Raw genomic sequence first — 22,736 nt, 5'->3', positions numbered from 1 at the left:
TCCGTCCGGCGGTGGAGAATTTTTCGGGCCACCCGAACGAGTGATGTCCGTCAACTCGGCGTGAACGCCGCCCTGTTCGGGCGGGAGCGGGTACCGGCCGCGCGGAGTCACCGATCCGCCGGCCGCGTCATGTTTCGGCCATTTTCACGGCTTCCGAAAAACCGTCCGAACCGAGAAGGCATGGGTGAGGGCAGTGCCGGGGCCGCGAGCAGCGGCCGAAAACGAGTGGGGCCCGCCGAAGGCGGGCCCCACCTGAAACTACGCGCCGCTCGCGCCGAGCATTCCCTCGCGCTCGACGATCTTCACGCGCTCGCGGCCCTCGGGCTCACCGAGCGCCTTCTCGGCGGCGTCCAGCAGGTACCAGCCGTCCCAGGTCGTGTAGCGGACCTGACGCTCGGAGAGGAAGGCCTCGACGGCCTCCGGCGCCGGCGCCTGCGGGGTGAGCAGGTTGCCGCCGGCGAAGTCGGCGAGGAGGTTCGCGACGGTCTCGTTCGCGTCGCCCTTGGTGTGGCCGATCAGGCCGATCGGGCCACGGCGGATCCAGCCGGTCACGTACGTCGAGGGCAGGGGCTCGCCGGCCTCGATCACGCGGCCGCCCTCGTCCGGGACGGTGCCGGACTCGACGTCCCAGGGGAGCTTGGGCAGCTCGTCCGAGAGGTAGCCGACGGCCCGGTAGACCGACTGGACGTCCCAGTCGGTGAACTGGCCGGTGCCCTTGACGTTGCCGGTGCCGTCGAGCTCGGTGCGCTCCGTGCGCAGGCCCACGACCTTGCCGTCCTCGCCGAGCACCTCGGAGGGCGACTCGAAGAAGTGCAGGAACAGCTTGTGGGGCCGGTCGCCGGTGTCGCGGATCGCCCAGTTCTCCAGGGTCTTGGCGACCATGTCCGCCTGCTTGTTGGAGCGGCGGGTGGCGATGGAACCCTCGTCGTAGTCGATGTCCTCGGGGTTGACGATGACCTCGATGTTCGGCGAGTGGTCCAGCTCGCGGAGCTCCATCGGGCTGAACTTGGCCTGCGCGGGACCGCGGCGGCCGAAGACGTGCACCTCAAGGGCCTTGTTGACCTTGAGGCCGTCGTAGACGTTCGGCGGTATCTCGGTCGGCAGCAGTTCGTCGGCCGTCTTGGCGAGGATGCGGGCGACGTCGAGCGCGACGTTGCCGACGCCGAGGACGGCGACCTTCTCGGCCTCCAGCGGCCAGGTGCGCGGGACGTCCGGGTGGCCGTCGTACCAGGAGACGAAGTCGGCGGCGCCGTAGGAGCCGTCCAGGTCGACGCCGGGGATGCGCAGCTCGCGGTCGGCGGTCGCGCCGGTGGAGAAGATCACGGCGTCGTAGAAGGAGTGCAGCTCGTCGAGGCTGATGTCGTTCGGGTAGTCGACGTTGCCGAAGAGCCGGACCTGGGGCTTGTCGAGCACCTGGTGGAGGGCGGTGATGATGCCCTTGATCCGCGGGTGGTCGGGGGCGACGCCGTACCGGATCAGGCCGAAGGGAGCGGGCATCCGCTCGAAGAGGTCGATGGAGACACCCGGTTCGGCGGCCGTCTCGGACTTCAGCAGCGCGTCGGCGGCGTAGATTCCGGCGGGGCCGGCACCGACGATTGCTACCCGCAGGGGGCGAGACATGACTGGGGTTCCCTTCGACCGACAACAGACTGATCAAAGGAACCCTAAACTAAGGCCACCCTAACCCGGTACCCGCCCCCCGTCTATGCCCCCATAACCCGACCTTATGCCTCTCCCAAGCATCGCTTTGGGGGCGGTTCGGGCCCGCCTCCCGCGGGAGGCGGGCGGGGGCGGCCCTCAGGCCTCGTACTCCGTGAGGTCGATGGTGTGCACCTGGAGGAGGTGGCCGTGCTCGGGGTCGGTCGTGTCCCGGTCCGGCTCCATGCCGAGCTTGCGGATCACGTTCTCGGATTCGTCGTTGCCCGCCCGGTTGATGGCGATGACCCGGTCGAGGCCCCGGTCCTGGAGGGCGAACTCCAAGGTGGCCTGGGCGGCTTCGGAGGCGTAGCCCTGGCCCCAGTACGAACGCCCGAGGCGCCAGGTGATCTCCACGGCGGGCAGCACCTCGGGCAGCCACTCCGGTACGGAGAGTCCGACCACGCCGATCAGCTCGCCCGAGGCCAGCAGCTCGACCGCGAACTGGCCGAAGCCCTCCTCGTCCCACTCGTCCTCGAAGCGCTCGATGTCCTCGGCGGTCCGGTCGAGGTCGAGGGTGGAGCCGTCTCCGATCCAGCGCATCACCTCCGGGTCGGCGTTGATCTCCGACAGGGGGACGAGGTCGTCGTCGGACCAGCGGCGGAGGAGGAGTCGGGGGGTACGGATCTCGGTCATGCCCCACATCCTGCCGAACGCGGCCGACCAGGGGTAATCCGGGGCCCGCGCGGGGCCCGGGAGCCCCCGCGGCCGGGTCAGCCGGGTCGTTCGCCGGGGGCGAGGGGGACCGTGATCGCGTCGAGTTTGGACCTCAGGTACGCGTGGGAGTCGACGGGTTCGTGGGTGACCCGGCCGAGCGGGGCCGGGAGGGATTCGACCCGGGTGTGCGGATCGCACTCGTAGAAGTAGACGAGCGAGACCAGTTCCTCGGCGGGGGCGGCGGCGGGCGGCGGCAGGACCCGGTGCCGTCCCGCGCGCCAGCGGTCTCCGGTCCAGCGGGCGAGCAGGTCGCCGATGTTGACGGTGAGCGCCGCCGGGTCGTACGGGGCGTCCTGCCAGCCGTCGCGGTCGGTGTGGATCTGGAGGCCGCCCGCCCCCGGTTCGCGGTCGAGGACGGTGACGGTGCCGAAGTCGGTGTGCGCCCCGATGCGGAACTGGCCGGGCAGCGGCGGGCCGACGGTCGCGGTCCCGGGGTACCAGTTGACGTTGAACCCCCAGGTGGGGTGCCCGGTGTGCCGGGTGAAATGGTCCGCGTCCAGTCCCAGGGCGGCGGCCAGCAGTTCCAGCAGCTCGTCCGAGAGCGCCCGCATCGCGGTGAGGTACTCGTGCACCAGCGGCCGCAGCTCGGGGACCTCGGCGGGCCAGGCGTTCGGGCGGAACCACTCGGCGTCCACCCGGGCGACCCCCGTGGGGTCCTCCGCCGCGCACGACCAGGACTCCTTGAGGTCGGGCGGCGAAGCCTGACCCTCCGCGTAGCTGTTGGCCTCCGCTCCCGGGCCGAGCCAGCCGCGGCCGCCGACGGACACGGCGTACGGCTCCTTGACCGCGGCCGGAAGCCGGAAGAAGGCGCGCGCCGCCTCCCGGATCCGGGCGGGCAGCGCCGGGTCGACGCCATGGCCGGTGACCAGCAGGAAACCGGCCGCCTGGAGGGCCTCGTCGACCCGCGGCGCGATCGCGGCGCGCGGCTCGGGCCCGCCCGACCGCCACGGCCCGAGATCGATCACGGGGACCTGGGAACTCACCATCGGGGACCTGCCTTCCGAGCGGGTACCGGGCTTCGGGCGTCCGCTACGGAGACTAGTGCTGTGACCGGGAAGGTTCACCGGGGCGCGACGCCCGGCACGGCACCTCGCCGGCCACAGCACTAGAGGGTCTCGGGGGCCGTACCCCGCTCCTGCGGTGCCAGCGCGTACCAGCCCGTGCCGGCGAGGTGCCCGGTCCGCCGGAAACCGGCGCGTCGCAGCACCGCGCGGGAGGGCGCGTTGCCGTCGTCGGCCCCGGCGTACAGCGCGCTCACGCCCGGCTGGGCGAAGGCCCAGGCGCACAGGGCCCGCAGCGCCTCGGTGGCGTGCCCCGCGCCGCGCCCCGAGGGGACGAGGTCGTAACCGATCTCGGCGCGGCCGTCGCCGTCGGGGGCGGCGTGGAAGCCGATCCCGCCCACCGCCCGGCGGCCCTGGTCGCGGACGATCGCGTACGCGCCCCAGCCCGGCCGGTACGTGCCGTCCTCGTGCGCCTTCACCACCGTCCCGGCGGCGAGCCGGGTGCCTTCGGAGGGCCCGTCGGCGGGCCAGGCGAAGCCACCGGTGCCCCCGGCGCACAGGTCGGCGGCGAGCGCCGGGGAGATCTCGCAGAGCGTCACCCCGCTCCCCCGGACCGGCTCGTTGTACCAGCGCCAGACCCGTGGCCGGGGCAGCCCCGGGAGGTCGGCCCGCCCGGTCGCCCACAGCAGCGCGGCCCAGGGCCCGCCGCCGGTGGCGGAGTGCGGGCGGGCGGGGACGTGGGGGAAGAGGCGGGTGAGGACGCGGGCGCAGAGGTCCGCGGGGGCTTCCCAGGCCTCGGCGCCGGCGCCGCGCAGGATGTCGTGGGTGTGCACCAGCACCTCGGTCACCCCCATCGCGGCGAAGCCGTCGGCGTCCGCCGCGCCGGCCGGGTGCCAGGCCCGGTCGCCCGCGCGGGCCGCGCGCACGGCGGCGCCGAGCAGCCGGCCGGCGGCCTCGACGCGGTCGATCAGGGCGCCGGGCGCGGCGGGGGCGGCGTCCACCCGCGACGGCGGGTACCCGCCGGTCGCCCGGGCCGCGAGCTGCGCGGCGAAGCCGGTGAGGTCGCCCGCGAGGTGGACGGCGGTGTCGCGGCGGCTCCACCCCAGGCCGGCGGCCCGGGCGGACCAGTCGAGCCCGGCCGCCTCCCGCAGCGCGCGCACGCCGAGGGACACGGCGGTGTCGAGGTCGTCGGCGGCCGGGCCGGGAGTCACGCGCCGCCCTCGGGCAGCGGGCTGCCGCAGCGGGCGCAGTAGCGGGCGCCGGGTTCCGCGGCGAGCCGGCCGCAGTCGGGGCAGACCCGGTGGAGCAGGCAGGCGCTCTCGCCGCCCCCGCCCCCGGCCGGGGCGGGCGCGATGCCGAGTCCCGGGCGGCGGGCGTGCACCGTGAGGTACGCCAGCCCGTCCGGGCCGGCCGTCAGCGAGCGGCGGGACCCCTTCGGCAGCCAGGCGACCGCGAGCGGCCGCAGCGGGTGCGGGCCCGCCTCGCCGTCCAGCCGGCCCGTGCCCTCGACGACGACGAGCAGCACGTCGAGGGCGGGCTCGGCGTGTTGCGCGATGCGGCCGCCGGGCGGCAGCCGGATCAGGTTGGAGTCGAGGCCGCGCGGGCTGCCGGTCAGCCGCCACAGCGCGCCGGTCGCGTCCGCGGGGGCTCCGGCGATCACCGAGTCGAGTTCCGTCAGGACCTCGGCATGGCGGAATGGTGTCATCGGACCCGTCCTTCCCGGGCCTGATCCGATCTCCGGGGGATCGCGCGTGGCCCTCAGCGGTGCAGTGGCAGTCATACACGATCAGGACCGGCCGTTCCGCGTTGATTGATGTTTCACCCACCCCCAAAAGCGGCGGTCGAACACCAGACGGATACAGTCGTCGCGCACTTCCCCCTGCCCGGAAACTCCGCACATGAGCCCCCACGCGGCGCTGCGTCCGCAGCCCACGCCCCTGCCCACGCCCGCGCCCGCGCCCACCCGGGCCCCGGCCCGGCCCACCGCCGCGGCCGCCCTGCACAGCATCAGCGCGGTGACCGCCGTCCTGCTCGGGCTCGTCGCGATCGGCGCGATGATCCACGAGCCGGTGCTGATACCGCCGCTGGCCGCCAGTGCCGCGCTGGTCCACAGCGCCCCGACGCTGCCGCTGGCCCAGCCGCGCGGGGTCATCGTCGGACACCTGGTGGGCGCTGCCGTGGGGTACGCCGTCCTCGCGGCGGGGGGCGGCAGCGCGTGGGCGGCGGCCGTCGCGGCCGGTGTCACGCTCGCGCTGAACATGGTGGCCCGCACCCCGCACTCGCCGGCCGTGGCCACCGCCGTGATCATCGTCTTGCAGGCTCCCGCGCCGGACCGGTTCGTCCCCCTCCTGTTCGGCTCGACGGTCCTGCTGGTGCTGACCGGTTTCGCCGCCTCCCGGGTCCGCCGAGGGGCACCGAGGTACCCCGCCTACTGGTGGTGACGGGCCGGGCGCGGCCGGCCCGGGCGCGGCCCGTCGCCCGCCGGGCCCGCGTACGCTCGAAGGCATGAGGCAGGGAAGCCGGATCTCCACGAAGGACGTCTTCGGGGCCCCGTGCTGGGTGAGCCTGATGGCCCGCGACCTCGACGCGGCGCAGCGGTTCTACGGCGCCGTCGTGGGCTGGAAGTTCCGGCCGGCCCGTCTCGGGGACGCCTTCTCGGTAGCCGAGGCCGACGGGGTGCCCGTGGCGGGCATCGGGGCGCTGGCCGCGGATCTGGCGATGGCGGTGGCCTGGACCCCGTACTTCGCGGTCGACGACGCCGATGTGGCGGCCGACCGGATCCGGGAGCGCAGCGGGACGATCGCGGTCGGCCCCGTCTCGTTCGAGTCGGGGGGCCGCGGGGCGCTGGTGGCCGACCGGGACGGCGCGGTGTTCGGGATCTGGGAAGGGCCGGTGGCGGCCGACTGGCGGGTGGGCGCGGGGCAGGCGCCGGCGTGGCTGGAGCTGCGTACGCGCAACGCGTTCGAGTCGGCGATCTTCTACGGCGAGGTGCTGGAGTGGGCCAGCGGGCGCGCCGGATGCTGTGAGGTCTCGTACGAGGAGGATCAGGTCGTGCTGCGGCAGGGCGGGGAGCCCGTCGCCCGGCTGAACAGCGGTCCGGTCGAGACGGCGGCCTATTTCGCGCACGCCCGGCCGCGCTGGCACGTGCACTTCCGGGTCCCGGACCTGGGCCTCGCCCGCGCGGCGGCCCTCGACCTGGGCGGGCGCACCGTCTCCGAGGTCACCGGGAACGAGACGGAGCGGTGGGTGACCCTGCGCGATCCGGACGGGGCCCTGTTCACCCTCACCACGGCCCGCGAACGGGACGACGACGGCTGACGGCTGACGGCTGACGGCTGACGGACCCCGGCGTCAGGCGGCCGGGGGGCGGCGGGTGCGGGTCCAGGTGAGGAGTTCCTCCTCGGTCCAGGTGTTGACGACTCGCTCGGCCGCGACCCCGCACTCCACGGCCCGTTCGCAGCCGGTGAGCTGCCAGTCCAGCTGCCCCGGGGCGTGCGCGTCCGTGTCGATCGCGAAGAGGGTCCCGGCCGCCACGGCACGCTTCAGCAGCCGTCGGGGCGGGTCCAGCCGTTCGGGTCTGCTGTTGATCTCGACGGCGGTACCGGCCTCGGCGCAGGCCGCGAAGACGGCCTCGGCGTCGAAGGTGGACTCGGGCCGGGTCTTCCCGGTGACCAGGCGCCCCGTGCAGTGCCCGAGGACGTCCGTGAGCGGATTGCGCACGGCGGTCAGCAGCCGCCGGGTCATGGCGGGCGCGTCCATCCTCAGCTTGGAGTGCACGGAGGCGACGACCACGTCGAGCTCGTCGAGCAGCGCGGGCTCCTGGTCGAGGGAGCCGTCGGCCAGGATGTCGCACTCGATGCCGGTGAGCAGCCGGAACGGCGCCCAGCGCGCGTTCAGCTCCGCCACCGCGTCCAGCTGTTCGCGCAGCCGCTGCGGCGTGAGTCCCCGGGCGACCTTCAGGCTCGGCGAGTGGTCCGTGAGGACGGCCCAGTCGTGCCCCAGCGCGGCGGCGGTGCGGCCCATGGCCTCGATGGGGCTGCCGCCGTCGGACCACTCGGAGTGCAGGTGGCAGTCGCCGCGCAGGGCCGCCCGCAGCGTCAGGGCCGCGGGGGTGGCCGGCGGCCCCTCGGGGTGCGCCGCGACCTCGTCCTCCAGCCCCTGGAGGTACGCGGGGATCTCCCCCGCGAGTGCCTCCCGGACGACCTGGGCGGTCTTGGGCCCGATGCCCTTGACCGCCTCCAGGGTGCCCGCCCCGGCCCGGTCGGCCACCTCCCGCTCGCCGAGCCGTACGACGGCGTCCGCCGCGGTGCGGAAGGCCGCGACCCGGTACGTGGGCGCCTGGGCGCGCTCCAGCAGGAAGGCGATCCGGCTCAGCGCGGCCACGGGGTCCATCGCGTACCTCCTCGGGTCCTGCCTCCTTGGTCCCAGTCTGGCCACGGAGCCCCGGGCGGGCGCGCCGGGGCGGTGCGCACGGCCCGGCCGGTCGGCGTGAAATCGGCGTGCAAGGCGCGTCGTACGGGGCAGACGACCCGGAGTACAGATCAACCGGGCAGGCCGCGAAGGGACGTACACCGTGTCGCGATCGAGGATCCTCGTAGTGGGCGCCGGCTTCGCCGGGGTCGAGTGCGTACGGCGGCTGGAGCGCCGGCTGTCCCCCGCCGAGGCGGAGGTCTCGCTGGTCACGCCGTTTTCGTACCAGCTGTATCTGCCGCTGCTGCCGCAGGTGGCCGCCGGGGTGCTGACCCCGCAGTCGGTCGCCGTCTCGCTGCGCCGCAGCCACAAGCACCGCACCCGCATCATCCCCGGGGGCGCCGTCGGCGTGGACCCGAAGGCGCGGGTCTGCGTGATCCGCAAGATCACCGGGGAGGTGGTCGACGAGCCGTACGACGTGCTCGTGCTGGCTCCGGGCAGCATCACCCGCACCTTCGACATCCCGGGGCTGGTGACGCACGCGCGGGGGATGAAGACCCTCGCGGAGGCCGCGTACCTGCGCGACCACGTCATCGCCCAGCTGGATCTGGCGGACGCGAGCCAGGACGAGGAGGAACGCGCCTCCCGGCTGCGGTTCGTGGTGGTCGGCGGCGGCTACGCGGGCACCGAGACGGCGGCCTGCCTGCAGCGGCTCACCCGCAACGCCGCGTCCCGCTACCCGCGGCTGGACCCCCGGCAGATCAAGTGGCACCTGGTCGACCTGGCCCCCAAGCTGATGCCCGAGCTGGGTGACGCCCTCGGCCAGGCAGCCCTCGGGATCCTGCGCCGGCGCGGGATCGAGGTCTCCCTCGGGGTGTCGGTCGCCGAGGTCTCCGCCGAGAAGGTGACGCTCACCGACGGGCGGGTCCTGCCCAGCCGCACCCTGATCTGGACGGCCGGTGTCGCCGCGAGCCCGCTGGTGGGCACGCTGGGCACCGAGACGCTGGCGGGCCGGCTCGTGGTACGGCCCGACATGACCGTGCCCGGCGCCGACGGGGTCTTCGCCCTCGGCGACTCGGCGGCCGTACCGGACCTGGCCAAGGGCGACGGCGCGATCTGCCCGCCCACCGCGCAGCACGCCATGCGGCAGGGGCGCGCGGTCGCCGACAACGTGATCGCCACGCTCCGCGGCCGGCCGTCGCGGCCTTACGTGCACAAGGACCTCGGTCTCGTGGTGGACCTCGGCGGGACGGACGCCGTGTCCAAGCCGCTCGGCATCGAACTGCGCGGCCTCCCGGCGCAGGCGGTGGCCCGCGGGTACCACTGGTCGGCGCTGCGGACCAACGTGGCCAAGACCCGGGTGCTGACGAACTGGCTGCTCAACGCCGTCGCCGGGGACGATTTCGTGCGGACCGGGTTCCAGGCCCAGCAGCCCGCCACCCTGCGCGACTTCGAGTACACCGACGCCTATCTGACACCGGAGCAGGTCCGGGCGCACACGGCCGCGCTCCGGGCCCGGGAGTGAGGCTCAGCGCAGTCCCGCGCCCCGCGCCAGGAGCAGCGCCACATCGGCGCCCGCGACGACCAGCGTGGCGTGGAAGGGGATGCGCCCTCCCGGCCGGGCGGCGGCGAGCAGCGCCGTCGCGGCCGTGACCGCGAGCAGGCCGAGGCCGTACGGGGTGACGGGCCCGGGCGGGCCGGCGACCAGGGCGAGGGCCGAGCCGAGGACGAGGAGTCCGGCCAGCGCCCCGGAGCGCCGGGCCCCGAGCCGCTGCGGCAGGCCGCGGATCCCGGTGGCCAGGTCGTCCTCGATGTCCGGGAGGACGTTGGCGAAGTGCGCGCCCGCCCCGAGCAGGGCGGCGGCCGCCATCAGCCAGAGCGGCGGCCAGGGCGCCCCGGGCAGGCCGAGCGTGACGAACGCCGGGAGCAGCCCGAAGGCCAGGGCGTACGGGAGCCAGGAGGCGGCCGTGCCCTTGAGCCGCAGGTTGTACGCCCAGGCGGCCCCGACCCCGCACAGGTGCGCGGCCCCGGCGAGCGGCCCGCAGGCGAGCGAGAGCGGTACGCACAGCAGCAGCGCCGCGAGCGCGGCGGCGGTGACGACGGCGGGCCGTACGCCGCCCACGGCAAGGGGTTTGTCCGGCCGGCCGGTCGCCAGGTCGCGGCGCAGGTCGACCCGGTCGTTGCACCAGCCCACCGACAGCTGCCCGGCCGCGACCGCGCAGCCGGTGACGGCGGCGCCGGCCGGTCCCCGTCCCACGGCGACGGCCAGTGCGGTGGCGAACGCGGTCACGGCGGCGGCCGGCAGGGGGTGGCAGGCCTTCGACAGCCCTGCCGCCACACCGCCGCCCGGGCGGGCACGGCGCGGCGGGTTCTCTCGGGTGGCGACGGACACGGCGTCACTTTAGGGGCCCGCCCCTGCCGCCGGGAGGCGGCGGCACGCCCGGCTCGCGTGATTCCTGGGGAAACGTCACTTGTTCCCTATGTTGGGTCAATGACACGTGTCCTGTCAGTGAGCAGCGTGTTCCCGCCCCACCGCTACCCGCAGCCGGAGATCACCGAGGCCCTCGCCCGCTGTCTGCCGCCGGGGTCCGACGCCGGTCTGCTGCGCCGGGTGCACGCGTCGGTCCGGGTCGACCACCGCAACCTCGCGCTGCCGCTGGAGCGTTACGGGCCTTCGAACGACTTCGGCGCCACCAACGCCCTCTTCGTCGACACCGCGCTGGAGCTCGGGGCGAGGGCCACGGCGCTGGCCCTCGCGGGGGGCGGATGCGCGCCGCAGGACGTGGACCTCGTCATGTCGACCACCGTGACCGGGCTCGCGACGCCCTCGCTGGAGGCGCGGCTCGTCACCCGGGCCGGGCTGCGGCCCGATGTGAAGCGGATGCCGCTGTTCGGTCTCGGCTGCGCGGCGGGCGCCGCCGGGCTCGGTCACCTCCACGACCTCCTGACCGGCCGCCCCGCCGATGCCGCGCTGCTGCTGTCGACCGAGCTCTGCTCGCTCACCCTCCAGCCCACCGACACCTCGATGGCCAACCTGGTGGCGGGGGCCCTGTTCGGCGACGGGGCCGGCGCCCTGCTGGCGGTGGGGCGCGAGCACCCCCTGTACGACACCGGCAGCGGGCCGACGGTGGTGGCCTCGCGCAGCCGGCTCTACCCGGGCACCGAGGGGCTGCTCGGGTGGGACATCGGCCACTGGGGCTTCCGGATGGTGCTGGGCCGTGAACTCCCGGAGCTGGTGCGGCTGCACGTGGCCGAGGAGGTGGAGACGTTCCTGGCCGGGCACGACCTCAAACCCGGGGACGTCGACGCCTGGATCTGCCATCCGGGCGGGCCGAAGATCCTCGACGTCCTGGCGGAGACCCTGTCCCTGCCGGACGGCGCCTTCGCGGCGAGCCGGCGCTCGCTGGCGAGCGCCGGGAACCTCTCCTCCGCCTCCGTCCTGCACATCCTCGGCGGGATCCAGGCCGACGGGCCGCCCGCTCCCGGCGCGGTCGGGCTGATGCTCGCCTTCGGTCCGGGCTTCGCCTCCGAACTCGTCCTGCTGCGCTGGTGACACCGATGCCGATGACCCTGCCGATGACCCTGTCCCTGAGCCTCTACCTGCTGCTGCTCGGCCTCGTCGCGGCCGAGCGGATCGCCGAGCTGGCCGTCGCCCGCCGCAACGCCCGGTGGAGCCTGGCCCGCCGAGCCCGCGAGTACGGCAGCGGCCACTACCCCGCCATGGTCGCCCTGCACACCGCGCTGCTGGTGGGCTGCGCGGTGGAACCCTGGGCGGCGGGGCGCCCGTTCGTCCCGCCGCTCGGCTGGTCCGCGCTGGCCCTGGCCGTCGCCGCGCAGGGCCTGCGCTGGTGGTGCATCACGACGCTCGGGCCGCGCTGGAACACCCGGGTGCTCGTGGTGCCCGGGCTCCCGCTGGTCGCGGGCGGGCCGTACCGGCTGCTGCGCCACCCCAACTACGTGGCCGTCGTGGTGGAGGGCGCCGCACTGCCGCTGGTGCACTCCGCCTGGCTGACGGCGGCCGGGTTCACCGCACTGAACGCCGCCCTGCTGGCCGTCCGCGTCCGCTGCGAGGACACGGCCCTGACGACCGCCACGCCCGAGCCCGCCACCCGCGCCGCCACGGCCGGGACCACGGGCTCCGCCACGGGCCCCACCGCGGGAGCCGCCGCCACAAGCCCAGCCGCAGGCCCCACCGCGGGATCGACCGCAGGGTCCACTGCGGGAGCTGCCACAGGCCCCACCGCAGGAGCTATCGCAGACCCCGCCGCAGGATCCACAGCGGGAGCCACGGCGGGAGCTGTCGCGGGAGCCGCCGCCACAAGCCCCGCCACAAGCCCCGCCGCAGGGCCCGTGGCGTGATCGACCTGCTAATCGTCGGCGGTGGTCCCGCCGGGCTGGCCACCGCGATCCACGGGGCGCTGGCCGGGCTGGAGGCCGTGGTCCTGGAGCCGCGGGCCACCCCCATCGACAAGGCCTGCGGTGAGGGGCTGATGCCGGGCGGGCTGCGCAGGCTCGCCGAGCTCGGCGTGAGCGTTCCCGGCCGGCCCTTCCGGGGCATCCGCTACCTCGACGGCGTCACCGGCCGGCAGGCGGAGGGCCTCTTCCGGGCCGGTCCCGGCCTCGGTGCCCGGCGGACCGACCTCCAGGCCGCCCTGGCCGAACGCGCCGCCGCGCTGGGCGTACGGGTGCTGCCGCGCCGCGTCGAGGAGGTCCGCCAGGACGAACACCGGGTCACCGCCGCCGGGCTGACCGCCCGGTACCTGGTCGCGGCGGACGGCCTGCACTCCCCCGTCCGGCGCGGACTCGGCCTGTCGGCGCCGCCCGTACGGGGCCGGCCCGCGCGCTACGGGCTGCGCCGCCACCACGACGCGGAGCCGTGGAGCGACCTCGTCGAGGTGTACTGGTCCGCGCGGTGCGAGGCGTACGTGACCCCGCTGGCAGCCGGCCGGATCGGTGTGGCCGTACTGACCTCCGAGCAGGCCCCCTTCGACACCCAGCTCGCCCGGTTCCCGCTGCTGGCCGAGCGGTTGCGGGGCGCGTCCGGCGGGCCGGTGCGCGGGGCCGGGCCGCTGCGGCAGCGGGCACGGACCCGGGTGGCCGGGCGGGTGCTGTTCGTGGGCGACGCCGCCGGCTACGTCGACGCGCTGACCGGCGAGGGCCTCACGCTGGCCCTGACGGCGGCGGGTGAACTCGTACGCTGTGTGCGGGCGGGCCGGCCGGAGGCGTACGAGCGGGCCTGGCGGGAGCTCTCCCGCGGCTACCGCGCGCTCACCGGGTCCCTGCTCTGGGCCCGCGGGCGGCCGCCGCTGGCCCGCCGCATCGTCCCGGTGGCCGCCCGGCTCCCGGGAGCGTTCACCCGGGCGGTCAACCTGCTGGCGTAACGGACCCGGGGGACCCGGCGGGGGCCGGAAGGGCGTGCGGACCTCTCGGTGTCAGGCTCGGTGGCTCGGCTCGCCCGCCCGCGCCGGCCGGTTCATCAGCGCCACACCGGCGAGTACGGCGCACGCGGCGGCGCTCAGCACCACCGTGATGCCCGCCCACGGGAACGGGCCGCCCACCGCCCCCTCCAGGGGGTCGAAGAGGGCCACGCCGCCCCACACGTGCAAGGTGACGAGGCCGAGCGCGGCCACGGCCACGGACCGCCACACCACCGGGGTGTCGCGTACCGCGAGGACCACCCCGAGCCCGAGGCAGACCACCGCCACCAGCAGCGGGAGGAAGTCCGCGGGGGTCATCAGCGCCGGCGCGGCGGCCTCGACGGGCAGGTGCAGCGCCCCGCAGAACAGCAGCGCGGCCGCCACCGGCCGGCGCAGTACGTGGCGCAGCGCCCCGGATCGGGGCCTGTGGGCGGCCGCGGCGCGCAGGGGGACATCGGCCTCGGCCGCCTCCTGCGGACGCGCCGGGGCCGGGGCCGGATGCCGGGAGCCGTCGGGCTCCTCGCGGTCGTCGGGCTCCGTCGCCGCGAAGGTGCTGGGGTCGTTCATGGAAGGCTCCGTTCGCCGACGCGCGGGTCCGCACCGTGCGCACGCTCTGTTGTATTCACCGGCACGTTCGCGTGCTGCGCCATTCGGGGCGGGCGAACGGGGGTTACGGCGCGCCTTCGTCGGCGGCCACGGAACTCGCGGCGGGGCCAGGCTCCGCGCGGGTGCGGAAGTAGCCGACCACGGTGTTGGTGACCGCCACCAGCGGCACCGCGACCACCGCCCCGCCGATCCCGGCGATGATGCCGCCGGTGGCGACGGCGAGCACGACGCCCAGCGGGTGGATCCGTACGGCCCGCCCCAGGATGAACGGCTGCAGGATGTGCCCCTCGATCTGCTGCACCAGCAGCACCACCAGGAGCGCCATCAGCGCGGTGAACACCCCCTGGGTGACGAGCGCGACGACGACCGCGAGCGCGCCCGAGGCCACGGCGCCGACCAGGGGGACGAAGGAGGACAGGAAGATCACCACGGCGATCGGGACGGCCAGCGGCACGCCGAGGAAGTAGATGCCGACGCCGATGAAGACGGCGTCGATCAGGGCGACGATCAGCGTGCCGCGCACGTACGCGGTCAGGGTGCGCCAGGCGCGCGGCCCGGCTCCGGCCACGCCCCGCCGGGCCGAGGCGGGGACGAGCCTGAGGGTCCACTGCCAGATGTGCCGGCCGTCGTAGAGCATGAAGAGCGTCGAGAACATCGCCAGCAGCAGGCCGGTGATGATCTCCACCACCACGGTCACGCCCTTCAGGCCGCTGGAGGTGATCTCGCTGGTGCTCGTGCCGACGGAGTCGCTCAGTTTCTTCGCGATGTCGTTGATCTGCTGCTCGGTCACGTGGAACGGGCTGTTCAGCAGCCACCGTTTGAGTTCCTCGATGCCCTCCTGGACCCGGTCGGACAGGTCGCCGAGGTTCTCGGACACCTGCCAGACGACGAACCAGCCGACGAGCCCCAGCACGACGAACCCGCAGATCGCGGTCAGCGCCGTGGCGAGGCCCCGGGACAGCCCGCGCCGGTGCAGGCGGGCCACCGTCGGCTGGAGCAGCGCGGTGACCAGGAGCGCGACGACGAAGGCGAGGACGACGAGGCGCACGGCCCCGATCACCCGCATGAGCACCCAGAGCGTCGCGGCCAGCACCAGGAAGCGCCAGCCGGCCTCGGCGGCCACCCGGACGCCCCAGGGCACGGCGCCGGCCGGGTTCCGCGCGGCGTCCGTCGCCTCCCGCGCGTGCTCGGCGGCGTGCTCGGCGGCGTGCTCCGCCGCATGCTCCGCCGCGTACCCGGCCGCGTACTCGGCCGCGTACTCCGCCTCCCGCCGCGCTCGGACCCGTGCGCCGTGCTCGCGGAGCGCCGCCGTACGCCCCTTGAGGCGGCCGAACCAACCCTGTACCCCTGACATGCGGTCCAGCCTGGTTCATGGCGCCCGCTCCGGCATCCGCTGATGCCGCCGGGCGCGAGCCCTCGCATAGTGGGTGTCATGAAGGCTACGGAGGTACTGGCCGACGCCTACGGACGTGTCCGGGAGGCCGTGCACGAGGCAGTCGGGGGCCTGACGGCCGAGGAGCTGGGCGCGCGGGTCGATCCGGCGGCCAACTCGATCGCCTGGCTGGTCTGGCACCTGACCCGGATCCAGGACGACCACGTGGCGGACGCCGCGGGGTGGGAACAGCTGTGGGACGCCCAGGGCTGGATGGAGCGCCTGGGCCTGTCGCTGCCCGCCGGGGCCACGGGGTACGGGCACAACGCCACCCAGGCGGGGGCGGTCCGGATCGAGGCGGGCGAGGTGCTGCTGGAGTACCACGACGCCGTGTACGAACGGACCCTGCACTTCCTGCGGGGCCTGGCCGCCGCCGACCTGGACCGCGTGATCGACACCCGCTGGGACCCCCCGGTCACCCTCGGGGTGCGCCTGATCAGCGTGATCTCCGACGACCTCCAGCACGTGGGCCAGGCCGCGTACGTCCGCGGGCTGCTGGAGCGCCGTTAGGGGGACGCAGGGCCGATCGGATGGGGTGGGTGCGCCCTCCCGGGGGTTTGCCGCGCCGCCTGCCCGGCGCGTGCGGGCCGGGGGCCTAGGGTCGCCGGAGACCGAGGAACAGGGCCGCGCCGCCGCGCGGTCCGGTGGAAAGGGCGTCCGCCGTGCCCCACGCAGGTTTCGTCCGCTCCCTCAGTGCCGCGCTGGGCGCGCTCGTGCTCCTCGCGTGCGGGGCGGGGCACACCGCCGCCGCCCCCGAGCCGGAGCGGCCCGTCGTGGAGACCGACGGCGGGGCGGTACGCGGCCGCGCGCACGGGGCGTACCGCACCTACGAGGGCATCCCCTACGCCGCGGCGCCGACCGGCGCCCTGCGCTGGCGGCCCCCGGAGCCCGCACCGCGCTGGCCCGGCGTGCGCGACGCCGGGGCGCCCGGCCCGCACTGCGTGCAGCTCCCGGCCCTCGGGCCGGGCGGGCCGACCGGCTCGGAGGACTGCCTCCACCTCAACGTGACCGCGCCGGCGGGCGGGGAGGGCGCCCTGCGTCCCCACCCGCGGCCCCGGCCGGTCATGGTCTGGTTCCACGGCGGCGGCTTCCTGAACGGCTCCGGCGACACCTACCTGCCCGACGGGCTGGCCGTCCGCGGGGACACCGTGGTCGTCACCGTCAACTACCGGCTGGGCGTCTTCGGCCTGTTCGGCCATCCGGCGCTCGGCGGGGCCCCGAACCTCAGCATCGCCGACCAGCAGGCCGCGCTGCGCTGGGTACGGGCGAACGCGGCCCGGTTCGGCGGGGACCCCGGCAACGTGACCGTCTTCGGTGAGTCGGCGGGCGCCCTCAGCGTCTGCGCGCACCTGGCCTCGCCCGCCTCCGCCGGCCTGTTCCACCGGGCGGTCCTCCAGAGCGGATCCTGCTCGACCGGGATGCCGGCGGGCGCCGTCCTGCCGCGGCAGGAGGCGTACGAGCCGTTCGTGCCCGAGCAGCTCACGACGGCCCGGGGGGTCGCCGCGGCGGCCGCGCTCGGCTGCGACCGGCCCACCGGCCCGGAGGTCCTGACCTGCCTGCGCGGCCTCGACGCGCGCAGGCTGGCGACCCCGGAGCTGATGCGGCGCTTCTCGCTGGTCTCCTACGGCAACCGGATGCTGCCCCGGGAACCGCGCCGGGCCCTGGAGGCCGGGCGCTTCCACCGGGTGCCGGTGGTGCAGGGCACCAACCGGGACGAGATGCGGCTCTTCATCGGGCTGACCCTGGCGGATTTCCCCGTCCCGGACGAGGCCGCCTACCGGGCCCGGCTGGTGCGGTCCTTCGGGGATTCGGCGGCGGCCGTCGAGGCGCGGTACCCGGCGGCCGGGTACCCGACGCCCGCCCTGGCCTGGGCGACCGCGCTGTCCGATGCCTCGTTCACCTGTCCGGCGCTACGGGACGGCAGTGCGCTGGCGCGGCACGTGCCGACGTACGGCTACCGGTTCAGCGACCCCGACGCACCGGACTTCACCGGGCTGCCGACGGTGCCGGGCTTCCCGTACGGGGCGGCGCACGGCCTTGAACTGCCCTCCCTGTTCACCACGGGCGCGGCGCTGAGCGGGCCGCAGCGCGAACTGTCCGAGCTGATGACCGGGTACTGGACGCGGTTCGCCCGTACCGGCACGCCGAACGCGCCGGGCAGCCCCGACTGGCCGCGCCTGCGGACGCCGTCGGGCGCGGTGCTGTCGCTGGCTCCCGGGGCCGGCGGGGTCCGGCCGGTGGACGTACGGACCGCGCACCACTGCGACCTGTGGGCGACGGTGGGCGCGCCGGCGGAAGGCCCGCCCGAGGTCCGTCCGTAGGCCCCGCCGAGTTCGCGGGCCGGGGTCAGTCGGCGGTCGTGCGGGCGCGGGCGCCCTCGCGGGTGCGGCCCGGGGTCTGGGCGCGCTGCGGGTGGCGGCGTACGTACTCGCGCTCCAGTTCGTTCATCCGGTCCGTATGGGTGACCAGGGCGTCGTTGGACCCGTGCAGCAGGGTCTCGTGGCGCGTGCGGTGGATCGCCTCCAGCTCCTTGAGCAGCCGGCCTTCCTCAAGGTTGTGCGCCGACGGCCCGCGCTCGTGCTCCGTCATGGCAGGTGCGCCTCCTTCTGTGCCGAGGAGCGGCCGTCGTCCCCGGTCCCTCCATCATCCTGCGCACCCGGTCCGGCTGCGCGCTCCGGGCCGCCGGATACCCTGACCGCATGACGATGCGCGAAGGCGCCGACGTGAGCGTCGACGCGATGATCGAGGACCTCCGGACACTCGTGGAGACCGAGTCCCCGTCGCGTGACGTCAACGCCTTGGCGGCGTCGGCCAAGACGGTCTCGGCGTTCATCGAGAGCCGTCTCGGCGGGCACGCCGTCCTGGTGGAGAGCGAAGCCGGGCCGCACGTCCACTGGTCGGGCGGCGGTGATCCCCGGGTGCTGATCCTGGGTCACCACGACACCGTGTTCCCGCTCGGCACCCTGGAGCGCCGCCCGTTCACGGTCGAGGACGGGCACGCGACCGGTCCGGGGGTCTTCGACATGCTGGGCGGGCTGGTGCAGGCCGTGCACGGCGTGGCCTCGCTGGAGGACCGGTCGGGGGTGGAGATCCTGGTGACCGCCGACGAGGAGGTCGGCTCCCGCTCCTCGCGGGCCCTGATCGAGGAACGCGCCCTCGCCTGCGGCGCCGCGCTGGTGCTGGAGGGCGCCGCCGACGGCGGGGGGCTGAAGACCGGCCGCAAGGGCTGCGGCACCTTCCAGGTCTCGATCACGGGCCGCGCCTCGCACGCCGGACTCGAACCGGCGGCCGGGATCAACGCCCTGATCGAGGCGGCGCACCAGGTGCTGGACATCGCGGCGCTCGGCCGGCCCGAGATCGGTACGACGGTCACCCCGACCGTCGCGGCGGCGGGCACCTTGGACAACGTGGTTCCGGCGGCGGCGACCGTCGTCGTCGACGTCCGGGTCGAGACGGCCGAGGAGAGGGAGCGCGTCGAGGCCGCGTTCGCGGCGCTGGCTCCGCATCTCGACGGGGCGCGGCTCTCGGTGCACGGCTGCGTCGGCCGGCCGCCGATGCCCGAATCCGCCTCGGCCGAGCTGTTCGCGGTGGCGCGGAGGCTGCTCCCCGGCCTTGAGGGCAGGGCGGTCGGCGGCGGCAGCGACGGCAACTTCACGGCCGCGCTGGGGGTGCCGACGCTCGACGGTCTGGGAGCGGTCGGGGGCGGCGCCCACGCCGACCACGAGTACCTGGTGATCGGCGCCATGGCCGAGCGGGCGCGGCTGGTCGCGGGCCTGGTGGACGCGATCCGGCGCGCCTGAGCCCTGGCGTCACTCCGCCGCGGCGGGCTCCGGGAAGAGCCGGTCGAGGTGGTGGCGCAGGACCGCGGCGGCGGATTCCTGGGTGCGCTGGCCGACCAGGACGCTGGTGCCGAGCCCCGCCGACATGGCGAGGAGGCTGATGGCCTCGGTGCGCGGGTCCGTGCCGGGAGGGGTCAGCCCGGCGTCCTTCGCCTGCTGGAGCAGCCCGGTCAGGGCGTCCTCGGCGGCGTTGGGGTTCTCGATGAAGGGCTGCGCGGCGAGGGCCTCGTCGGTCAGGGCGAGGGCGGCGTACGCGGTGAAGACGATGTGGAAATCGCGGCTCGCCCCGTCCGTGGGCAGCGCCTCGGTCAGCAGGGCCTCGACGGTCGCGCGCGGGCCGGGGTTCGCGCCGATGGCCCGGAGCCGGGCGGCGACGCGGGCGCCGAGGCCGGCGGCCAGGTGCTGGAGCCCGTAGAAGAGCAGGTTCTCCTTGGTCTGGAAGTAGTACTGGACCAGGCGCAGGGACACGCCCGCCTCGGCGGCGACGTCGCGCATGCCCACCGCGTGCAGTCCGCGGCGCGCGGCGACCCGGACGAGGGCCTCCGCGATCTGGGCGCGCCGTTCCTCGTGGTCCACGCGTTTCGGCATGCGCCGGCTCCTCTGCGCTCATCGGCCGTCGGCCGTCCGCCGCCGGGAGCTTGATGGTACCGGCGTACCAGGATCCCGGGCGAGCGGACGGCGGGCAGGCGGCGAGTAGACACTGTCTACCGCTGCTGGTAGACAAGGCCCATGGAACAGGACAGCTCCCTGCGCGAGCGGCTGATCGACGTCGGCGTGGACCTCGTCATGACCGAGGGCACCGCCTCGCTCGGGCTGCGGGAGATCGCCCGCCGGGCCGGGGTCTCGCACGGCGCGCCCCGGCGGCACTTCCCCACGCACCACGCTCTGCTCTCGGCCATCGCCCGGCGCGGATTCGCGGACCTCGCCGCCCGGTTCACCTCCGCCCTCGCCGGCGCGGCCACCCCGCGCGAGCAGCTCACGGCCCTGGGGCGGACCTACGTCGGCTACGCGCTGGAGCACCCCGGCATGTTCGAGCTGATGTTCCGCCACGACCTGCTGGACAGCGAGCGGCACGGCGGCCCGCCCGGCCCGGGGCAGCCGCGGCTGCGCGAGTCCACGCTCCCACTGTTCGAGCTGCTCGTCGGCCTCGTCGCCCGCTGCCGCGCCGAGGGCGAGGACGCGCCGCCCGCGGCCGTGACCGCCGCCGCGCTGTGGGCGAACCTGCACGGCGTGGCCCAGCTGTGGGGCTGGGGCAGCCTGCCCCTGGTCCACGGCCACCACGAGCCCGCGCGGCTCGACCTCCTCGTCACCGCCGCACTCGACGCGCACCTCGGCCCGGTCGCCCGGTGAGGCCCCGGACAGCGCTCCTCGCCTCCGTCTCCGGCGCCATGATCGTCGCCCTGGACGGCACCGTGCTGGTGGTGGCGCAGCCCGGCCTGCGGCGCGATCTCGGGGCGAGCGTGGCGCAGGTCCAGTGGACCAGCACCGCGTACCTGCTCACCGTCGCCGCGTTCCTGGTCGTCGCCGGGCGGCTCGGCGACCGCTACGGGCATCCCCGGCTGGCGATCACCGGCGTACTCGGCTTCGCCGCCGCCTCGGCGGGCATCGCCCTGGCGCCCGGCGTCGGCTGGGTGATCGCCCTGCGGGCCGCGCAGGGGTTCTTCGGCGCACTGCTCCAGCCGGCGACGCTCGCCCTGCTGCGGCTCGCCTATCCGCCCGACCGGCTCGCCGCGCCCGTCGCCATCCGGACCAGCGCGATCGGGGTGGCCGCGGCGGCCGGGCCGCTGCTCGGCGGGCTGCTCGTGGCGCACCTGGGCTGGCGGGCGGTGTTCGTGGTCAACGTGCCCATCGCGCTCGCGATCGCCGCGCTGATCCTGGCCGTACGGGTGCCCGAGCCGGAGCGGACCGGCGCCGGGCGGCCGCCCCTGGGCAGCACGGCCCTGCTCGTGGCCGCCGTAGCGGCGCTCGTGCACGCGCTGGCCGGCGTACCGGCGTACGGATGGACCGCGCCGCCGACTCTCCTCGGGCTCGGGGGCGCGGCGGGGCTCGGGGTGCTCCTCGTACGGTGGGAGCGGCGCGCCGCGCACCCGCTGGTGCCGGCCGCCGTGGCGCGGTCGACGGCGGTGATGGCGTCGATGGCGCTGCTGCTGACCGCGTCGGGAGCCCTGTTCGGGGCGCTGTTCACGGCGACGTTCCTGCTCCAGGACGTACGGGGGCTGGGCGCGTTCGACAGCGCGCTGCGGTTGCTGCCGCTGACCGCCGTCATGGTGGTGGGGGCGCCCCTGGCCGGCGTCGCGCAGCGCAGGTTCGGGGCGCGCCGGATCGCGCTGGCCGGGACGGGGCTGGTGGCGCTCGGGATCGCCGGGCTGTGCACCGAGGCTCTGACGGGAGCCGGGGGCGCGGTGCTCGGCGCCGGGTTCGCCGCGGTGATGGTGACCGCGACCGGGACGGTGGTGGGAGACGCCCCGCCCGGGTACGCGGGGGTGGTCGGCGGGCTCAAGCAGACGGCCACGAACGTGGGTCCGGCCCTCGGGATCGCCCTCGCGGCGGGAGCGGGTGCCGGTTCCGGGGCCGGGGCCGGGGCCGGGGCCGCGGGGGCGGCGGGCGCCGGGGGGACCACCCCGGCGCTGTTGGCCCTGGCCGCCCTGGCCGCCTTGGGACTGCTGCCGGCGTCGCTACTGCCCGGCCGCCCGCGCGGTGCAGCTGCGGGCGACCTCGTCGGCGAAGACGCGGGCCAGCGGGGCGAGCGCGCTCCAGCGGCGCACGGCCCAGCCGACCGCGAGCGGCGGTAGCCCGGGGATCGGGACGAGCCGCAGCGGGCCGTCCGCGCCGGGGACCCGCCAGCCGGGCAGGGCGGGTACGACGGCGTGGCCCAGGCCCAGTTCGGCGAGCAGCAGGGCGGTGTCCCAGTCGGCCACGCTGGTGTCGGAGCTGATCCGGATGCCCAGGCCGGCGAAGGCCGCGTCGAGGTGGGCGCGGGATGCGGAGTTCTCGGGGAGCCGGATGTGCCGGATGCCGGTGAGGTCGGCGGGCTCGACGCGGGCGCGGGTGGCGAGGGGGTCGTCCGCGCCGACCGCGAGCACCCAGGGCAGGTTCATGACGGGGCGCTGCTCGATGCCGCGCACCGGCCGGCCGATGGTGATCCAGGCGAGGTCGAGGTCGTCGGCGGCGAGCGCGTCGAAGCAGCTGCGGCTGGAGTTCTCGGTCTGGAACTCCAGGCTCACCCGGGGGTGCCGGCGCCGGAAGGTGACGACGGCTTCGGACATGAAGTGGCGGACGGTCGTGGCCCCGGTGGTGACGCGGACCGAGCCGCCGTCGCCGCGTACGAGGTCGTCCAGTCGGCGCAGGGCTCCGTCGAGGCCGGAGATGCCGTCGGCGGCGGCCGCCTGGAGGATGCGGCCGGCCTCGGTGGGGACGACGCCGCGGGCGTGGCGTTCCAGCAGGCCGGTGCCGGTCTCCTTCTCCAGGCGGCGGACGTGCTGGCTGACGGCCGACTGGGTGCGGCCGAGATCACGGGCCACGGCGCTGAGGCTGCCGGCGCGGCACACGGCGACGAAGACGCGGAGGTCGTCGAGGGTCATGGGCTCACGTTAGCCACCCTCAGATCCAAGCTCTGCCT

22 protein-coding genes and 1 pseudogene are annotated in these 22,736 nt (G+C 75.5%); 11 read left to right on the top strand and 12 right to left on the bottom strand.

Going from position 1 to position 22,736, the window contains the following annotated elements; translation table 11 throughout:
- Nucleotides 1–258: 258 nt before the first annotated feature.
- The 5 genes from EES41_RS32740 to EES41_RS32720 form a co-directional block, all read right to left on the bottom strand.
- Nucleotides 259–1,620, bottom strand: a complete 1,362-nt coding sequence (locus EES41_RS32740; protein ID WP_123081536.1) for an FAD-dependent oxidoreductase — start codon at nucleotides 1,618–1,620, stop codon at nucleotides 259–261.
- 177 nt (nucleotides 1,621–1,797) lie between these two features.
- Nucleotides 1,798–2,331, bottom strand: coding sequence for a GNAT family N-acetyltransferase (locus tag EES41_RS32735; protein ID WP_123081535.1), 534 nt, complete (start codon nucleotides 2,329–2,331; stop codon nucleotides 1,798–1,800).
- A gap of 77 nt (nucleotides 2,332–2,408) precedes the next feature.
- Entirely contained in the window at nucleotides 2,409–3,398 is a 990-nt protein-coding gene (locus tag EES41_RS32730; RefSeq protein ID WP_123081534.1) for an isopenicillin N synthase family oxygenase, read from the bottom strand.
- 119 nt (nucleotides 3,399–3,517) lie between these two features.
- The gene (locus EES41_RS32725; protein WP_123081533.1) at nucleotides 3,518–4,624 is read right to left on the bottom strand and encodes a GNAT family N-acetyltransferase; all 1,107 of its coding nucleotides are present in this window, start codon (nucleotides 4,622–4,624) and stop codon (nucleotides 3,518–3,520) included.
- Entirely contained in the window at nucleotides 4,621–5,118 is a 498-nt protein-coding gene (locus tag EES41_RS32720; RefSeq protein WP_123081532.1) for a hypothetical protein, read from the bottom strand. The genes EES41_RS32725 and EES41_RS32720 overlap by 4 nt, the downstream gene beginning before the upstream one ends.
- A 193-nt stretch (nucleotides 5,119–5,311) precedes the next feature.
- Here EES41_RS32720 and EES41_RS32715 point away from each other — a divergent pair, with 193 nt between their 5' ends.
- Both EES41_RS32715 and EES41_RS32710 read left to right on the top strand, forming a co-directional pair.
- The gene (locus tag EES41_RS32715) at nucleotides 5,312–5,854 is read left to right on the top strand and encodes an HPP family protein (RefSeq protein WP_123081531.1); all 543 of its coding nucleotides are present in this window, start codon (nucleotides 5,312–5,314) and stop codon (nucleotides 5,852–5,854) included.
- A gap of 64 nt (nucleotides 5,855–5,918) precedes the next feature.
- Nucleotides 5,919–6,731, top strand: coding sequence for a VOC family protein (locus tag EES41_RS32710; RefSeq protein WP_250569275.1), 813 nt, complete (start codon nucleotides 5,919–5,921; stop codon nucleotides 6,729–6,731).
- Nucleotides 6,732–6,764: 33 nt separating this feature from the next.
- On the opposite strand, the gene EES41_RS32705 is transcribed toward EES41_RS32710, so the two are convergent.
- Complete coding sequence (locus EES41_RS32705) at nucleotides 6,765–7,805, bottom strand: PHP domain-containing protein (RefSeq protein ID WP_123081530.1); 1,041 nt, start codon at nucleotides 7,803–7,805, stop codon at nucleotides 6,765–6,767.
- Between the two features lie 181 nt (nucleotides 7,806–7,986).
- Between EES41_RS32705 and EES41_RS32700 the strand changes: the two genes are divergently transcribed.
- Complete coding sequence (locus tag EES41_RS32700) at nucleotides 7,987–9,348, top strand: NAD(P)/FAD-dependent oxidoreductase (protein ID WP_123081529.1); 1,362 nt, start codon at nucleotides 7,987–7,989, stop codon at nucleotides 9,346–9,348.
- 3 nt (nucleotides 9,349–9,351) lie between these two features.
- On the opposite strand, the gene EES41_RS32695 is transcribed toward EES41_RS32700, so the two are convergent.
- Entirely contained in the window at nucleotides 9,352–10,215 is an 864-nt protein-coding gene (locus EES41_RS32695; RefSeq protein WP_254211654.1) for a UbiA family prenyltransferase, read from the bottom strand.
- 99 nt (nucleotides 10,216–10,314) lie between these two features.
- Between EES41_RS32695 and EES41_RS32690 the strand changes: the two genes are divergently transcribed.
- The 3 genes and pseudogenes from EES41_RS32690 (at nucleotide 10,315) to EES41_RS32680 (ending at nucleotide 13,204) form a co-directional block, all read left to right on the top strand.
- The gene (locus tag EES41_RS32690; protein ID WP_037798835.1) at nucleotides 10,315–11,376 is read left to right on the top strand and encodes a type III polyketide synthase; all 1,062 of its coding nucleotides are present in this window, start codon (nucleotides 10,315–10,317) and stop codon (nucleotides 11,374–11,376) included.
- Nucleotides 11,377–11,399: 23 nt separating this feature from the next.
- Nucleotides 11,400–11,906: pseudogene (locus tag EES41_RS43270) on the top strand (isoprenylcysteine carboxyl methyltransferase family protein); the annotation flags it as partial.
- Nucleotides 11,907–12,178: 272 nt separating this feature from the next.
- Complete coding sequence (locus EES41_RS32680) at nucleotides 12,179–13,204, top strand: NAD(P)/FAD-dependent oxidoreductase (RefSeq protein ID WP_123081528.1); 1,026 nt, start codon at nucleotides 12,179–12,181, stop codon at nucleotides 13,202–13,204.
- Nucleotides 13,205–13,255: 51 nt separating this feature from the next.
- Here the strand turns inward: EES41_RS32680 and EES41_RS32675 are convergent, their stop codons facing one another.
- Nucleotides 13,256–13,807, bottom strand: a complete 552-nt coding sequence (locus EES41_RS32675) for a hypothetical protein (RefSeq protein WP_123081527.1) — start codon at nucleotides 13,805–13,807, stop codon at nucleotides 13,256–13,258.
- Nucleotides 13,808–13,910: 103 nt separating this feature from the next.
- Entirely contained in the window at nucleotides 13,911–15,200 is a 1,290-nt protein-coding gene (locus EES41_RS32670) for an AI-2E family transporter (protein ID WP_123081526.1), read from the bottom strand.
- A gap of 78 nt (nucleotides 15,201–15,278) precedes the next feature.
- On the opposite strand from EES41_RS32670, the gene EES41_RS32665 reads away from it, so the two are divergent.
- Both EES41_RS32665 and EES41_RS32660 read left to right on the top strand, forming a co-directional pair.
- Complete coding sequence (locus EES41_RS32665) at nucleotides 15,279–15,788, top strand: DinB family protein (protein WP_123081525.1); 510 nt, start codon at nucleotides 15,279–15,281, stop codon at nucleotides 15,786–15,788.
- Nucleotides 15,789–15,940: 152 nt separating this feature from the next.
- Nucleotides 15,941–17,599, top strand: coding sequence for a carboxylesterase/lipase family protein (locus EES41_RS32660; RefSeq protein ID WP_254211653.1), 1,659 nt, complete (start codon nucleotides 15,941–15,943; stop codon nucleotides 17,597–17,599).
- 25 nt (nucleotides 17,600–17,624) lie between these two features.
- Here EES41_RS32660 and EES41_RS32655 read toward each other — a convergent pair whose 3' ends face one another.
- Nucleotides 17,625–17,867 (bottom strand): DUF6158 family protein, encoded by a 243-nt coding sequence (locus EES41_RS32655; RefSeq protein WP_123081524.1) that lies wholly within the window; start codon nucleotides 17,865–17,867, stop codon nucleotides 17,625–17,627.
- 110 nt (nucleotides 17,868–17,977) lie between these two features.
- On the opposite strand from EES41_RS32655, the gene EES41_RS32650 reads away from it, so the two are divergent.
- Nucleotides 17,978–19,078 carry a M20/M25/M40 family metallo-hydrolase gene (locus EES41_RS32650; RefSeq protein WP_123081523.1) on the top strand — a complete coding sequence of 367 codons (1,101 nt, stop codon included), beginning with the start codon at nucleotides 17,978–17,980 and terminating at the stop codon, nucleotides 19,076–19,078.
- 9 nt (nucleotides 19,079–19,087) lie between these two features.
- Here the strand turns inward: EES41_RS32650 and EES41_RS32645 are convergent, their stop codons facing one another.
- Nucleotides 19,088–19,705, bottom strand: coding sequence for a TetR/AcrR family transcriptional regulator (locus EES41_RS32645; protein ID WP_123081522.1), 618 nt, complete (start codon nucleotides 19,703–19,705; stop codon nucleotides 19,088–19,090).
- A 141-nt stretch (nucleotides 19,706–19,846) separates the two neighbouring features.
- Here EES41_RS32645 and EES41_RS32640 point away from each other — a divergent pair, with 141 nt between their 5' ends.
- Together EES41_RS32640 and EES41_RS32635 are read left to right on the top strand one after the other, a co-directional pair.
- The gene (locus EES41_RS32640; protein ID WP_123081521.1) at nucleotides 19,847–20,467 is read left to right on the top strand and encodes a TetR/AcrR family transcriptional regulator; all 621 of its coding nucleotides are present in this window, start codon (nucleotides 19,847–19,849) and stop codon (nucleotides 20,465–20,467) included.
- A 38-nt stretch (nucleotides 20,468–20,505) separates the two neighbouring features.
- Nucleotides 20,506–21,909 (top strand): MFS transporter, encoded by a 1,404-nt coding sequence (locus tag EES41_RS32635; protein ID WP_123081520.1) that lies wholly within the window; start codon nucleotides 20,506–20,508, stop codon nucleotides 21,907–21,909.
- Here EES41_RS32635 and EES41_RS32630 read toward each other — a convergent pair.
- Complete coding sequence (locus tag EES41_RS32630) at nucleotides 21,793–22,698, bottom strand: LysR family transcriptional regulator (protein WP_123081519.1); 906 nt, start codon at nucleotides 22,696–22,698, stop codon at nucleotides 21,793–21,795. The two genes, EES41_RS32635 and EES41_RS32630, sit on opposite strands and share 117 nt — an antisense overlap.
- Nucleotides 22,699–22,736: the final 38 nt, after the last annotated feature.

It is taken from the genome of Streptomyces sp. ADI95-16 (genome assembly GCF_003721495.1).
In the GTDB taxonomy this organism is placed as follows: Bacteria; Actinomycetota; Actinomycetes; order Streptomycetales; family Streptomycetaceae; genus Streptomyces; species Streptomyces goshikiensis.
Note: the sequence above shows the minus strand (reverse complement) of the source record. Positions and strands in the feature narration are given on the sequence as shown.